This is a genomic window from Bacteroides sp. HF-4919, assembly GCF_018860125.1.
On sequence record NZ_JAHKNF010000009.1, the window covers coordinates 230,930 to 245,094 of the forward strand.

The window sequence follows — 14,165 nt, forward strand, 5'->3', positions numbered from 1 at the left end:
TAATTAAATAAAAACTCTATTTATTTTTATGTGCTTTTAAATATTCTACTTTCTCTTCTGCCAATTTCAATATTTCTTGGCTATACTCCTCTGACAGAACTTCATAAGCCACCTTGTCACTAATAAAACTAATTTGTAGTTCTTTTTTATCAATACTAAAAATAGCAGATAGCTTTTCTATTAATTCTGTATTGGGTTTACGTTCTCCACGTTCAATCTTACTTAAAGTAGATTGATCAATATCTAATAATGCAGCCAACTTACGCAACGGCATATCTGCCTGCTCTCGAAGTTTGCGTACTCTTTCCCCAAAACTATCTGTTATCATAGTTGACATTTTTAATCTTGACAAATATTGTCCAAATATACAGATTTCTTTTGGGCTAACAAAAATTATCATCTATTTTTTCTATACCATTCGTTGCCAAATCAGTTTTATAACCTGTCAATATCTGGTAATATACTGTTAATTAGCTATATATGTATTGAATGATGAGTAAGTTTTAACCACTTAAAACAATGTAGTTCGTTTTAATCTTTTATAAATCAGCAATTAAAAGTGTTTTTTTAAACTGCAGGCAACGATTCAGTAGTGGAAGTCCAGTTGCACATTGCATTGTTCTACATAATTCCAAATATCTCTGTAGCACAAAGGTAAGCAATGTTTCTGGTGCTTATAGGTTAATCTGAAGATATTTAGAAAGGGGGGGCATTAATTGCCAGCCTCTTTTTACTATATATTCTTCCTCATTTTAACACTTCGGTTGATTTCCTTTTCACTTTATATATGACAAAGGAGAAAAAATATTTTTAAATACCATATTGATATTAAGTGAGTTAGAAAGAAAATATGGGGCTGGCGGTTACCGTCAGCCCTATTTTTTCATGTCCGTTTTTTAAAACTTTGCAGCCGAAGATAAGATAAACAACTCACTCAAACAAAAGAATATCCGTATGGAAGAGAACAGCAATGACATTGAAAAGCTCAAAGCGATGATCAAAGAAAACTTTGAGGAACAACGAAAACTGATAAGCAAGCTGGAAACTGCACTGGAAGCAGTAACCAGTTTCAACGGCAAACAGATGCTGGACAGCCGGGACATGCGCCTGATGTTGAAAGTATGTGACCGGACACTGATCCGTTGGCGCAACTCCGGCAAGCTGCCCTATTTCAAACTCAGCGGCAAGATTTACTTCTGGGCCTCGGACGTACACAAGTTCCTGAGAGAAGAATGCCGGAACGAAGATTTTATGTCTGAATCAATAAACTCATAAATAACAATTCATATGGAAAATCAAAGTAAAGTAATCGTCATTGAACGAAACAAATTTGCGGCACTTGTCAAATCACACCGTAAATGTATCCAGATGCTGGACATCCTGACCTACATCTATACTGTCAAACAAATAAGCCTGACCTTGACTTTACTGGAAATCTGTGAAGTTTTGCAGATGACACCCGAAGAAGTGGAGATACAGCGGCAGAAGGGATATATCCGCTTCACAACGCACAAAGGCATGACTGTCTATGAAATCACCGACCTGCTCCGACTGAAGAACATGTTGGAAATGGGAAATATCTACCGCAAGATAGATGCGAAAGCCATGAATATTGAACCTTTAAATAATGAATAATAATGAAAGAAGAAAAGCAAAGTGCTGAAAAAGAGAAGCGTTTGGTACACGCTTCTCTTTTCAGCGGATTCGGTGCCCCTGATCTGGCAGCCGAATGAATTGGATGGCAGAACGCCTTCCATTGTGAGATAGATGATTTTTGTAACACGGTTTTAAATTACTGGTTTAAAGATGCGAAAAGTTATACAGACATCACAAAAACAGACTTCAGACAGTGAAGAGGAAAGATTAATGTCCTTACAGGAGGTTTTCCTTGTCAACCCTTTTCCGTCGCAGGCCAAAGAAAGGGAACAGACGATAACCGTTACCTCTGGCCTCATATGCTCAGAGCCATACATGAAATCAAACCCGATTGGGTTGTTGGTGAAAATGTTGCTGGCATCCTCACAATGGTACAGCCCGGTCAGGAGACTGAGGTGGGAAGTCAACCCACTTTATTCTCAGAGAGTAACCCTGTATATAAAAGACAACAGGAATATGTCGTTGAAACCATTTGCCGTGATCTTGAACGTGAAGGATATTCCGTCCAGCCGGTACTTATACCGGCTTGCTCCGTCGGTGCGCCCCACAGGAGGGACCGGGTTTGGTTTATTGCCCACCGTGACAGCCCAGGATTACAAGCTGAGGGGACCGAACAGCAGCCAGCAGGGACTCCCGGAGATCATCCGTGCGATGCTTCTTCCTACTCCGCTGGCCACGGAAATACACCATCCGGAGAGAGTCCACAAATGGAAACAGGCCCATGCTCCATCCCTGCACAGCCAGCTCAACGGAAAGAAGAAGCCCAACGGCCTGAGCGACTTTCTGGACTTTTACGGGATGCTGCTGCCCACTCCGGTAGCCAGCGATGCCGGTGTGGGGGCTGTAATGGGGAAAAACGACAGGATTATTGTGACACCGAAAGGGAAGATACGGAAGATCAATCAGAAAGGGCATGTCTGGAGTGTAGGGCTTGGAAGGATGGCCGAACTTCTGCCCACGCCGACGGCGAGGGATTGGAAGGGTGCGGCAAGCCTGGAGAGTCTGGAGAAGAGAGGCCGGATACCGGAAAAGAACAGCCTTCCCGATTTCTTCGCCCGGACTGGAAAGAGTTTCCAACTCAACCCCCTGTTTGTAGCCGAGATGATGGGTTTTCCGCCAAGTTGGACGATATTACCTTTTCTCAGTGAAGAGAAAAATCCATCAAAGGATACGGAAACGCCATCGTCCCCCAGGTAGTCTACGAGATATTCAAAGCAATAGAAGAAACTTATAAGTCAGACAGTCATGAATAAAATATCAGTATTTGAACATCCTGAGTTCGGACGTATCCGAACACTGGATATTGACGGAAAAATATGGTTCTGCGCCTCCGACATTGCCTCCGCACTCGGCTATGCCAATCCGAGGGATGCCGTTGCAAGACACTGTAAACCAATAGGCGTCGCAATCTACGACACCCCTACACGCAGTGCCGTACAGAAGATAAAATACATCAATGAAGGGAATGTGTACCGCCTGATCGCCGGCAGCAAGCTGCCGGCTGCCGAAAAATTCGAAAGCTGGATATTTGATGAACTGGTTCCCGAAACACTAAAAAACGGTGGTTATATCCTGGGAAAGAACGGCGAAACGGACAATGAACTGCTGGCACGCGCCGTGTTGCTTGCGCAGAGCAAAATCAAGGCCCGTGACGAGCATATCAGCCAATTGCAGCAGGCAAACAGCCTTGCCTTTCTGAAGCTAAAATTACAGGCCCCTAAAGTCGCTTATTATGATAAGGTGTTGCAATCCCAAAGCACCTATACGACCACTCAAATAGCCAAAGAACTGGGTATGAGTGCCGGTGCATTGAACAAGCGATTGAAATGGGCGGGCATCCAGTTCCGCCAGTCCGGACAGTGGCTGCTTAAAGTACCCTACCAGAATCAAGGTTATACAGCCACCCGTACCCACCAATGGGAAAACCGGAATGGCGATACAGGCACTGCCATGCTGACCGTCTGGACGGAAAAGGGCCGGTTATTCATACATTATCTGTTTGAGGCTTGTCTGCTCTAAGCAGAAGATTCCAATATAATAAAGAAGAAGGCCGCTGAAATCATGCTTCAGCGGCCTTCTTCTTTATTGCTGGTCTCAAAAAACTATCTCAACCGCGGTCCCGTTTTCTTCTTTTCTTTTGCCGGCGTTATCTCCCGTTTAGTAGATTCTTGCGGTCTTATTCTCTCACCCACAGTTTCACTTTGAAGTATTTTATTCAGATTCTGAAAATCCTTCAGTAGTTTCTGTTTGCATTCCATTTCCAAGGAATGGGCTATGTTCGACATCGGGCTGGTACTTCTTTTAACAAGTTGACCCTGCAGGAGATCATCTTCCATATAAGAAATACATCTTTTCAAAAACTCCCCTATATTTTGGGGAGTTTCGGCGTTATCAAGATTCTCCTGGATGGCCTTGTAGTGTTGATTCATATAATATGCCTTGTACAAATCATCGGCATGCCAGCCAAAGAAATAAAGATAGTTTTTTTCCAGTTGCTGGTTATACTCTTTAATATTGCTTTCCACAACTCCTTTTTGTCTGTCGAGATATTGCTGCAACCGTTCGATTTTCAAATCGCCTTTATTCATAGTCCCTTTTTTACTGTTCGTTTTCCGTTTCTGTTGCGAAAGAAATATCCAAATCCCTTTCCTGTCCGAAGTTATCCACAGCTACGAATTTAATCTCTGCGTTCTTGCTGCTTCGGTTACGATAGAAGAGTGTGAACACTTGACGGCAAGGATCGCCGCCCTCCAATTCCGCAATCGAATCCAGTGGCTGCATCTCCCGGTTCACCAAACGGATGTTCTTCTTATCGTAAACCTCTCCGCTGCCCTCTATTTGTATATAACCGATTTGATAGCGGGCTTCCTCATAGTTTCCACTGCGGTTCAGTGTCAGACGAATCTCCACGGTCTCATCCGGGGAGATGGTTTTCTGGAGATACCACGAGGTAAGGGAGAAATCATAAGCCTGCTGCACTTCCAGTTTATCGTCACAGCTACCCAGCAGGCAAAGTAATGTGAGCATGATACTACTTGCAATTAATTTTATCTTCATGACTTTATATATTACTAAATTGATTATTTACTTGAATCCGGCGGCATGGCTAACGCCTGATACCCCGTTTTATCTTCCTTTCGGGCGGTTCTTCTTTCTTGCCGGTTTTATGTGCCTGCTGCTGATTCTCTTCAGGGGTCGTTACTGAAAGAATATTCGTAAATTCCCGATAATCCTTTATCAGTTGTTGCATACATTCCAGTCTCATGGAATGGGCCATGTTCGCTCCCCGGCTGGAACTTCGATAATCCAATTGGCCGTCCAGCAGTTTCTTCTCACAGCAGGCGGCATTCTCTTTGAGGATATTTCGGATTTCGTCGGTATCTTTTACCCCGTCCAGTGCCTGGCGGAGTTTCTTATAACAGTCTGACATAAAGTGGGATTTATACAGGCTCTCCGCATTCCACTCGAAATAGTACAGGAAATCCCCGTCCATCTGCTTTTTTTGCTTGGCTATGTCCTGGTCTTCCCGTTCTATTTTTATGTCCAGCCAGTGCAGCATCTGGTCTATATTCCAATTACTTTTTTCCATACTATCCCTAATTAAAAATGTACTTGACACCAATGGAGACTATCGTGTGGAAATGTCCCACAGATGAACCGAAGAATATCCTCTGACGAACATTGAAAAGAAGCACCAGCCTGTCCGAAAGGAACGCCTCCATCTCGAAAGCCGGCGCAAAACCGTAAATGAAGCAGCCGTCATTCTTAAGTGTCGCCCCGTCATAGAGCAGCTTGTCATTCCAGTTGGTCGTCTCATAACCGGCCAATCCGGAAAGACCGGCAGAGAAGAACACGTTCTTGCCCCGGTCGGAAAAGAACGGCACGAAATAACCGACTTCCCCGGTAAACTGCGCTTTGGGTATCGCAATCTCTTTATACGAATAGTGTTTCTTCACATAATCCGCCCCGAACAGCCACCGGGAATGGTTCCGATTATAACGGCTCAGAGCCAGACCCACCTGAAAGTTACCGCCCAGATGCTTCACATTGGAACCGAAGTTGTCTACACCGCCTACTGTAAGCTGAAGACCTCTTTGTCCTAACAAATAGCGTTGGGCAAAGGATTTGCCTGCCGCAAAGGGCAGACAAATACATAACATAATAAATAAAACTCTTTTCATGATTACTCCTTGATTAATTCATTCATGATACGGGCGTCCACCAAGTCGCTGTTCTCAATATAGAACCGCTGGTGACGGCCTCCTGCTTTCTCGTAAATTTCCACTTCCAGCAACTTGTCATCGGGAATAATTATCTTCGGGAAAGCATACACGATACGTCCCGTACTTTTCCCTTCGATGCGTGTTAGGGCATTGAGCGTGCGTACCGGCTCGATATAGGTTTCCTGCTGTGCCGTCCGTTTGGCTATCTTTTTATCTACAATCTTGAACCTCACGAAATCCACATCGAAAGGCACATGGGAATTATTCGCCAGGGAAACATGGAAGAAGAGCAAGTCCTTATGCACGTAAATGCCTTTTAGTAGAGCTTGCATCCCGAACTGGCGGCATCCGATATGCTTCACGTCCCTGCGGTCCAGCCGGTGGATGGTGTACATCACGCTGGCGATGACCGTCGGATCTTCCTCCCCCAGCTCCGTGACACGGATAGAACTGCCCCCTTTCTTTCCCCCTTCGTCCGGGTTTATCCATTGGTCCATATTGATATTGAGCGTGGAAGGCTCCTCCTTATAAACCACATTGAAAGAAAAGAAAGAACCGTCGCCTGTAATAACCGAGAAATTCGTCTCCCCCGGAAACTCTTTTACCGCCGCTTTTACACGTACCACATTCTCCACCCCGTCGGCTTTGCCCGCGATGATGTTGTTGCTTCCCAGGTCCACATAGCGCACTTCGGTAGGAAAAAGGATATGCACCGTCTTGCTGAAAGTGACCTCAATTTTATAAGGAGTGATATGCTGGCCCGCCGTCAGAATCCTGACGGGATTTGCCGGTCTTTTTTCCTGTGCGAAGCCGGAGGCTGATGCCAGAACAGCCACCAAAAATGCTATAAATACTTTCATTGCCTTATCTTTATTTATTAAAGTGAATAATCCGTTATTGTTTCTTTGTGACCAGCAGCACCTTATATCCGGCTTTCAGCGTCACCTTGACCGCACGAACCCGTCCGGCGATCAACCGCGTGCCGCCCTGCATGACTCCGCGCGTCAGGTCCATCACCACCTGCTGCCCGGCAGAGCGTGCAAACGATACGCTGTTTCCCATGCTCTCGCTGACTGTCCCTGCCGCATCCTTTGCCGCACTGCGGGCCTCCGAACCGGGAACAAAAATTCCCTTCTGTCCATCTATGTCATAAGTCGCCAGCTGCACGGGAATGATATTCCCGTCATACTCGATGCTGCTGATCAGGATATCCAGCCGTTCTCCCTGGATTACCGCAGCACCCGTAACCAGACTGTTTGCAGGAACGGTGATGTTTCCGGCTTGCAAAGGTTGGAGCAGCCGGAGCTTTACCCTGCCTCCTTGTTCGATGGTCTGGTTTTCCGAAATGCAGGCGGCAATGGTATTCGTTCCCATCCGGTAACTGCTGCCCACAGCCGTATTGAAACCATAATTCCTTTCAACGCCAAGTGAAGCGATAAAGGCGGAATCCGTAACCGGCTGTGAAAGGCCGGAGATGGTCTGATGCTCCGCCCGCTGTACCGGAACAGCTTCCGGCAGTTCTTCTCCGGTTGTCTCCTCTTTTATGGTATCCTTATCCTGATTCAGATACTTAGCCGCCATCTTGTAGGAACGCTCCATCAGTTCCTCACGGGAAGCCGTCCGGTCCTTTTCTTTTTCCGCTTCTTCCAGCTTTTTGTTCAACTCCTCCACTTTTCTCTCCAGGTCGCTGTTCACAGTTTCTCCGTGAGTCTCATAGAAATCATCCAACTGGCTGGAAATTTGCTCGTAGGTCTTGACAGACTGTTGCAGCCTGTCCCCATCCTTTTCTTTTTCATTCGCTCCGGGTGTTACCTTTCCACCATCCAGCAATGTCCCGGCAAGTTGTTCCAGCGATTTCATCCGGCTTTCTTCTTCCACCTCTGCCTGCTGCTTCTCATAAGCGGCGGTCTTTTTATCCACCAGTTTGGCCGTGGTAGGCTCCGGGACATTCACGTTGAACCCGGAGTTGCCGGGGATTTCCGTCCCGTTTTCCTTACCGGATGGAGCAAATATTCAGTACATAACTCCCAGGAACACCAATACAAAGACCGGAATCACAATGAACTTCCTTCTTTTTTCCATCTCTTCCGGTGTGAGCACCTTTTTCTCTTTTTCCGGCTCGTCCCGCATGGCTTTGCCGGTTTCCGGCTGTACCGCCGTCTCTTCTACCGCTTCGGGCATTTCCAAATCTTTATCTTCCATTATTCTTGGGTTTTAGGGTGATACATTATACTGTCCTTGCCGCTTTGGTGGAGTGAATCCACCGGTGTATTCCTGCCAAACGGCAACTCCTTTTGTGTGCCGTGAGAAAGAAAACGTCCGAAAGCACGTGCTACCGTGATACCGCACAGGATCGTACTGATAACCAGCATAGCGACAAGCACTCCCTTACGTTCTTTCTCTGACAGGCTTTCACAAATATTCTTCAGTTTTTCACCAATTTCTGTTTTTATCTTTCTACTTTTCATTATCCTGTTCTTTTTAGCGTTCAACGATCCTTATATCCCTGTTCTCCAGAATCTCGAAACGTTCCGCCATAAAGCCTTGCGGATTATTATCCGACCGGGTTACACTCTGCAGGAAACAACGGGTGACCAGGGAACGCTCGGTAATATTGCTGCTGCGGATAACCATCTGCCGGGCAAACGTGGTGATCCGGTACGGATAGTTATCGAAATCACATTGCATGCTGTCCACCAGGACGGTCTGGTTGATATTGCCGCTGATCAGCCGGTTATAATATCCTTTCTCGTTCCAATCCCGGTAATAACCATACAGGCTCTTGTCCGCCAGATACATGGCGCGGTTGATGTTGGATTCGATGGCAGCCTTGTCGGGAGCCAGGGTAAAGAACAGTTCATGCATGCGGCGTACATGCTCGCGGGCTTCCACCGGACGGTTTAATGCCGCATCCTGGGATAACGCCAGCATCAACGACTTGCCCTGATCCAGCACATAGATTTTCTCCCGCTGCTGGGCAGCAAAGAGGTAGGACTTTCAGATGGCATAGGTGGTGAGCGAGGCGCAAATACCCAGAAAGACCAGTGTGAACAGGCGTATCTGCCTGAACGAGGATTCGATGTTTTTAAAACTCTTGAATTCCATAACTTTTATACTTTTTAAGTTTCTACTTTTTCAATAATACAGCACCGACATTTCCTGTTGAAGCACCTGCCGCAGCACCCGCCACGTTGGTCACTTTGGATGCCGTATTGTTCACATTCCGGTTATAGGCACTCATACCTCCGGCCTGAACGATCCAGTTTGAAACCGTCGGAACACAGAAATATCCAATAATACCAATGAGCATAAAAATCAGATAGATGGCAGAGGAACCGTCCACATCGATGATACTCATCGGATTAGCCATCAGGTTCATCTCCTCTTGCAGGATAAGTGTCTGTATCTTTGCCAGCATCGCCCCGAAGAGATCTGATACCGGCAGCCAGAGATAGACACTGATATAGCGTGCCAGCCACTGGACGAGCGTGTTCTGCAAACCGTCGAATACACTCAAGGCAAAAGCTATCGGTCCAAGAATACTCAACACAATCAAAAAGAAAGTGCGGATCGTGTCGATGACCAGCGATGCGGACTGGAAGAGAATCTCCAACAATTTACGCATGATCATCTGGGTAATCCCCTGCAGGGAGAAAGAATAGGAAACCTCATACATATTCTGCAAAGCCGTATGCTCTTCCTCGCTCCAGCCCATGTTCTCAAGTTCCGCATCCAGCTCCTCGTTGGAGGCAAAGACGTTTCCGGTCATCATGGTTTTTGCCAGCATGTCCGCCCGGAGCTTATCCTTCTCCTGCTGATATTTCTGCAAATCGAAAGTCTGGTCACGGAGCAGCGTGCCGGTTCCCTGGACAATGGGACTGAAGATACCGTTAAGGGTTCCCAGCACCATTATATCGAAGAAGAGGATGCAGATACCCAGTACAAAAGGACGGAGCATTGAAAAAACATCTATCGGCTCGGCACGGGAAAGAGACTGCCAGACACGGTAAGCAATGTAGAATAAAGCTCCCAGCGCAGCCAATGCCATTCCCATATCCATCATCGGCTGGCAGAGCTTGGTCATCGTATCATACAGATTCCGAAGAATCTGGTGCATATTTTCAAATGAAATAGACATTAACAACATACTATTCTGATTTTAATTGAATGATTACCAGTAACGCTCGTCTTTGCCATACAAGTCAAATACCTGCTGCTGTTCATTTTTCTGTTTGGCACGCAGGTAGGACACATGCAGGTTCTTGCGGGTATAATAATTCGCAAGCTTCTTGTAATGCGTCATTTCCCCATATACCCGGTTCACCAGGTCGATACGCTCCTTATCGTTCATGGACATACCGGTGGGATTGATGATATTCTTCAGTTCGGCAATGGAGCGGCTGCTCTTTTTCATGATCGTATTATAACCGGCTGAAATCGCATTCAGCTCCCGCTGGGTGAAATTCTTGTCGGTCAGCATTCTGCCGTAATTCTTCACGTAGATTTCAGAGATGTCGCTGAGCATCAGCACGGACTCTTTGACCTTCTCGCTGCCGCTGATCAGGTCGTTCACCTTGCGCAGCTTCTCGTAATACTCCCGTCCCTGTTCGAATATCTTCGAGGTTTCCTTCCATGTAGAAAGGGCGTTCTGTGCCGTTTGGGAGGTTTCCACCATCTCATTCACACTGTTCACAATGCCCTGTACAAGATTTCCCGGATCGGACACCACCCACTGCGCCTGCACGCTTACCGGCACAATAAAAGCCGACAGGACAAGCAACCTGCTTAAAATTTTCTTTTTCATTACTTCTTAATTTTAACCGTTTATTTTTTCTTTTTCTTCTCACTTGCCAGCATACGGATGGCCTGCTCCAGATTGCCTCCCAGCTTCTCAGTCATCTGTGTGACTTCCAGCTTTTCTGTTTCCTCAGTCGTATAGGTCAGATACTCCTCGACAGATGTTTCTGTGGCATAGACGGCAGACCGGACCCCACCCAGGCCAATTCAAACCTCCTTATATTTCCTTGCCGGGTCATTGGCCTGGTTGATGGACAGAATCTGCCCTTTCTCCTTGTCGGTCAATCCGAGCAGGGATTGCACGGAATCAAACTTGTTGATATACTTCCTCTGGTCCAGCAAAATCTTACAATCGGCATTGTTGACGATGGTATCCTTGATAATGGGACTTGACACGATGTCATCCAGTTCCTGGGTAACAACCACGGCTTCTCCGAAGTATTTACGGACAGTTTTGTACAAAAATTTAATATAATCTGCCATACCTTCACGGGCGATTGCCTTCCAAGCCTCCTCCACAACTATCATCTTCCGAACCCCGTGTAACCGTCTCATTTTGTTGATAAAAGCCTCCATAATGATAACCGTTACCACCGGAAAAAGAATTTTGTGCTCCTTAATTTCGTCAATTTCAAATACCACAAAACGCTTGTTCAAGAGGTCGAGCTGTTCGTCCGAGTTCAGTAGATAATCATATTCACCGCCACGGTAATAGGGAGCCAGTACATTGAGAAAATTAGTGAGGTCGAAATCCTTCTCCCGGTAGTGCTTCTCTTCCAGTATCTCCCGGAAATCCCCCTGTACGAATTCGTAAAAGGTATTGAAGGAAGGGACCGGTCCCTTGTCCTTTTTTATCTCTTCGATATACAGGTTGACAGCCATTGAAAGGGCCACCTCCTCGGCACGGGTGATGACTTCCGTATCCCTTTTCCAGAGTGACATAATCAGTGTCTTAATGGACTCTTTCTTCTCCAGGTCAAAGACCTTATCTTCGGTGAAAAAAGGATTGAAAGCTATCGGGTGTTTTTCGCTATAGGTATAATACACGCCATCCTCCCCATTTGTACGCTGGTGGATCAGGTCGCATAACCCCTTGTAACTGTTCCCGATATCAATCAATATGATATGGGTATTCTGTTCCCAATACTGGCGGACAAGATGGTTCATGAAGAATGATTTGCCAGAACCGGAAGGCCCGATGACCAATTTGTTACGGTTGGTAATAATGCCCCGGCGCATCGGCTCGTCCGAGATGTCCAGATGCAGCGGTTTCCCGTTGGTCCGGTCTGCCATCTTGATGCCGAAAGGCGACAGGGAATCCGCATAGTTCGTCTCTCCGGTAAAGAAGCAGACTCCCTGCTCGATGAAAGTATAAAAGGACTCCTCGGCAGGAAAATCACCCTCACCACCGGGAATACCCGCCCAGTACAGGGTAGGCGCGTCAATGGTATTGTAACGGGGCTTGCATCCCATCAGTGCCAGAGCCGAACCGGTATCGTTCTTTATCACCTTCAGTTTCTCCCGGCTGTCCGACCATGTCATGACATTGCAATGGCAACGGATAGCGGTCAGCCCGAAAGAATGCGCCTCGTCCAGATAGCCATCGATCCACTGCTTGTTGAGCTGGTTGGCACGGCTGTATTTGGAGAGCGAATGCATGTTGCGTGCCGTCTTCTCAAAGCGTTGCAGGATTTCCGCCGAATCGTCTATGAACAGGAACTGGTTGTAAATGTGGTCACAGGAGAGCATCAGACCTACCGGAGCGGCAAAGCTCAGACGGCAGTCACTGCGGTCGGTGGAGTATTTTTCATACCGGGTATCCGTCTGGACACTGCCGGGAAGATCATCCACATCGGAGAGCGTATGCACGCAGAGAATATTGTCCCCGATGCGCATCTTGGACGCGCTCATCCGGATGTCCTGCAATGTGGTCGTGTCCTGCTGTGAAAGAGAGAAGTATTTCTCAATCAATCCGGCCTGTTGCGGCGTGCCGACAATCTCATCGGTGGTCAGCCGTTCCAGGCGGATAAAGGCCGAGTCGTTCAGGATACGCTCGAACTGGTCGACGCTCTCCAGAAAGCGGCTGACCGTATCCTTGTCCCGGATCTCCTTCGGAATGATATTCCCCCGGCAGAGGATGGAGAAATTACTCTCTTTGCGGCTGCGCTCTTTGGTGGTCTTGGTGATGAAGAGATAGGAAAAATGATTCAGGAAAGGCCGTTCATTGAAATGAAGTTCGAAGCTGCGGTCCAGAAAGCTCATCTCGTCTTTCTGCGTGCCGGCCTTATAATTCTCTTTCAGGAACCAGTCCTGCCGGTGTACTATCGTATAATTCGGCAGTACCTTGACTGCCTTTGTTCATGTGCCGTGCATGGATGCGTAGTCTTCGGAAGTAACCGTAAACAGCTCCGGCAAGAAGACCTTGAAGCCGATGGTCACGTCTGCGTCTTTGGAGAGGATGCATCCTTCTTCCACGGACAGGATAGGAAACTTACTTTCCAGCGTTGCGGCTTTTAATATATTTCTCATGAATGCGTTTTTTAAATAAGGAAGATATACGTTTGCGATTGATGATATAGAACGGGTGGTATTTGACAGCTGCCAGCTTCATCAAGCCATTGGGACCGTACTTCTTGTTCAGGTGGAACACCCCGAAGATCAGCCCGAAAGCGGAGAGGACACCGAAGCCGATACAGAACCACCGGTCAATACCAATCATATAGAAGATGACGAACAACAGGAAGATGGCAAGCAAGCCGCCTGCAAAGAAGTACAAATATTGTGCCTGCAAGCCGTTAAACTCCACGCTACGTCCGATTCCTTTGTTGATATTGTATTCCATAACCGTCTATATTACAGGAAGAAAGAACGCAGGACGGTCGCTGCGACAATCAGGAAAACACAGGCTCCAAACCAGGAGCCGGCGGTTTTTCCGGTATCGGGGTCGCCTGATGAGAACTTGGAATAAACTTTTATCGCTCCGATTAACCCGACGATGGCTCCTGCGGCATATATCAACTTCGTGGCGGGATCAAAATAGCTGGAAAGCATGGATGTGGCCTTTGTGATACCGGCACTTCCGTTCCCTTCGGCATAGGCACTCAGGGTGGAAACAGCTATTCATGCGATAAGTACAGCCGTCTTTTTAAAATGTCTTTTCATATACAATCTACGAATTAAATGTGAATAAAAAACTTGTTTCAAATGAACCGCAGGAAACTTCCTGCGGTCCACTGCTTGCAACCACGATGTCTTTTTAGAATCAACCTGAATCATAGTAACCAATCATAGATACCTCCGTTTTTAAAAGGTTAATTACTTGTTTTGAATGTTCGCTCCGGTATAGGGAAAGAATCAACCGGAATCATAGAAGCCTGTCATATCTACTTTTTTAAAGGGTTATATACTACGTTTCAAAAACTCACTATTCCCGAATCAACCGGAATCGAAGAAATCTCTCATGCTTGTTCGTTTTAAAAATTATACACT

General features: G+C 46.6%; 17 protein-coding genes and 2 pseudogenes. 4 read left to right on the forward strand and 15 right to left on the reverse strand.

The genetic code is table 11. From position 1 onward, the window contains the following. Positions 1-16 precede the first annotated feature (16 nt). Entirely contained in the window at positions 17-328 is a 312-nt protein-coding gene (locus KO473_RS16420; protein ID WP_005805154.1) for a helix-turn-helix domain-containing protein, read from the reverse strand. Positions 329-954: 626 nt separating this feature from the next. Here KO473_RS16420 and KO473_RS16425 point away from each other — a divergent pair. The 4 genes from KO473_RS16425 (at position 955) to KO473_RS16440 (ending at position 3,675) form a co-directional block, all read left to right on the forward strand. Further along, positions 955-1,275 (forward strand): helix-turn-helix domain-containing protein, encoded by a 321-nt coding sequence (locus KO473_RS16425; protein WP_005805156.1) that lies wholly within the window; start codon positions 955-957, stop codon positions 1,273-1,275. A 12-nt stretch (positions 1,276-1,287) separates the two neighbouring features. Then, the gene (locus KO473_RS16430; RefSeq protein ID WP_005805158.1) at positions 1,288-1,635 is read left to right on the forward strand and encodes a hypothetical protein; all 348 of its coding nucleotides are present in this window, start codon (positions 1,288-1,290) and stop codon (positions 1,633-1,635) included. 227 nt (positions 1,636-1,862) lie between these two features. Further along, positions 1,863-2,804 carry a DNA cytosine methyltransferase gene (locus KO473_RS16435; RefSeq protein ID WP_230588414.1) on the forward strand — a complete coding sequence of 314 codons (942 nt, stop codon included), beginning with the start codon at positions 1,863-1,865 and terminating at the stop codon, positions 2,802-2,804. Positions 2,805-2,901: 97 nt separating this feature from the next. Beyond that, entirely contained in the window at positions 2,902-3,675 is a 774-nt protein-coding gene (locus KO473_RS16440; RefSeq protein ID WP_005805165.1) for a phage antirepressor KilAC domain-containing protein, read from the forward strand. A gap of 83 nt (positions 3,676-3,758) precedes the next feature. Here the strand turns inward: KO473_RS16440 and KO473_RS16445 are convergent, their stop codons facing one another. The 14 genes and pseudogenes from KO473_RS16445 to KO473_RS16510 form a co-directional block, all read right to left on the reverse strand. Next, positions 3,759-4,244, reverse strand: a complete 486-nt coding sequence (locus tag KO473_RS16445) for a hypothetical protein (protein ID WP_005805167.1) — start codon at positions 4,242-4,244, stop codon at positions 3,759-3,761. A 10-nt stretch (positions 4,245-4,254) separates the two neighbouring features. Further along, a complete protein-coding gene (locus KO473_RS16450; RefSeq protein WP_005805169.1) occupies positions 4,255-4,713 on the reverse strand; it encodes a TraQ conjugal transfer family protein in 459 nt (152 codons plus the stop codon). 49 nt (positions 4,714-4,762) lie between these two features. Next, complete coding sequence (locus KO473_RS16455) at positions 4,763-5,245, reverse strand: hypothetical protein (protein ID WP_005805171.1); 483 nt, start codon at positions 5,243-5,245, stop codon at positions 4,763-4,765. A 7-nt stretch (positions 5,246-5,252) separates the two neighbouring features. Beyond that, positions 5,253-5,837, reverse strand: a complete 585-nt coding sequence (locus KO473_RS16460; protein WP_005805173.1) for a conjugal transfer protein TraO — start codon at positions 5,835-5,837, stop codon at positions 5,253-5,255. 2 nt (positions 5,838-5,839) lie between these two features. Then, on the reverse strand, positions 5,840-6,739 hold the full coding sequence (traN, locus tag KO473_RS16465) for a conjugative transposon protein TraN (RefSeq protein WP_005823159.1): 900 nt from the start codon (positions 6,737-6,739) through the stop codon (positions 5,840-5,842). A 34-nt stretch (positions 6,740-6,773) separates the two neighbouring features. Then, a complete protein-coding gene (traM, locus tag KO473_RS16470) occupies positions 6,774-7,892 on the reverse strand; it encodes a conjugative transposon protein TraM (protein ID WP_080594250.1) in 1,119 nt (372 codons plus the stop codon). Beyond that, on the reverse strand, positions 7,893-8,081 hold the full coding sequence (locus KO473_RS16475) for a hypothetical protein (protein ID WP_005805180.1): 189 nt from the start codon (positions 8,079-8,081) through the stop codon (positions 7,893-7,895). It lies immediately after the preceding gene. After that, the gene (locus tag KO473_RS16480; RefSeq protein ID WP_005805182.1) at positions 8,081-8,347 is read right to left on the reverse strand and encodes a hypothetical protein; all 267 of its coding nucleotides are present in this window, start codon (positions 8,345-8,347) and stop codon (positions 8,081-8,083) included. Before KO473_RS16480 ends, KO473_RS16475 begins: the two co-directional genes overlap by 1 nt. A gap of 13 nt (positions 8,348-8,360) precedes the next feature. Next, positions 8,361-8,984, reverse strand: a pseudogene (gene traK, locus KO473_RS16485) (conjugative transposon protein TraK). Between the two features lie 22 nt (positions 8,985-9,006). After that, the gene (gene traJ / locus KO473_RS16490; RefSeq protein ID WP_005805188.1) at positions 9,007-10,026 is read right to left on the reverse strand and encodes a conjugative transposon protein TraJ; all 1,020 of its coding nucleotides are present in this window, start codon (positions 10,024-10,026) and stop codon (positions 9,007-9,009) included. A 24-nt stretch (positions 10,027-10,050) separates the two neighbouring features. Then, on the reverse strand, positions 10,051-10,683 hold the full coding sequence (locus KO473_RS16495) for a DUF4141 domain-containing protein (RefSeq protein WP_005805190.1): 633 nt from the start codon (positions 10,681-10,683) through the stop codon (positions 10,051-10,053). A 20-nt stretch (positions 10,684-10,703) separates the two neighbouring features. Continuing rightward, positions 10,704-13,205, reverse strand: a pseudogene (locus tag KO473_RS16500) (TraG family conjugative transposon ATPase). Continuing rightward, a complete protein-coding gene (locus KO473_RS16505; protein WP_005823170.1) occupies positions 13,168-13,518 on the reverse strand; it encodes a DUF4133 domain-containing protein in 351 nt (116 codons plus the stop codon). The pseudogene KO473_RS16500 and the gene KO473_RS16505 overlap by 38 nt, the downstream one beginning before the upstream one ends. A gap of 11 nt (positions 13,519-13,529) precedes the next feature. Next, positions 13,530-13,796 (reverse strand): DUF4134 domain-containing protein, encoded by a 267-nt coding sequence (locus KO473_RS16510; RefSeq protein ID WP_085929623.1) that lies wholly within the window; start codon positions 13,794-13,796, stop codon positions 13,530-13,532. Positions 13,797-14,165: the final 369 nt, after the last annotated feature.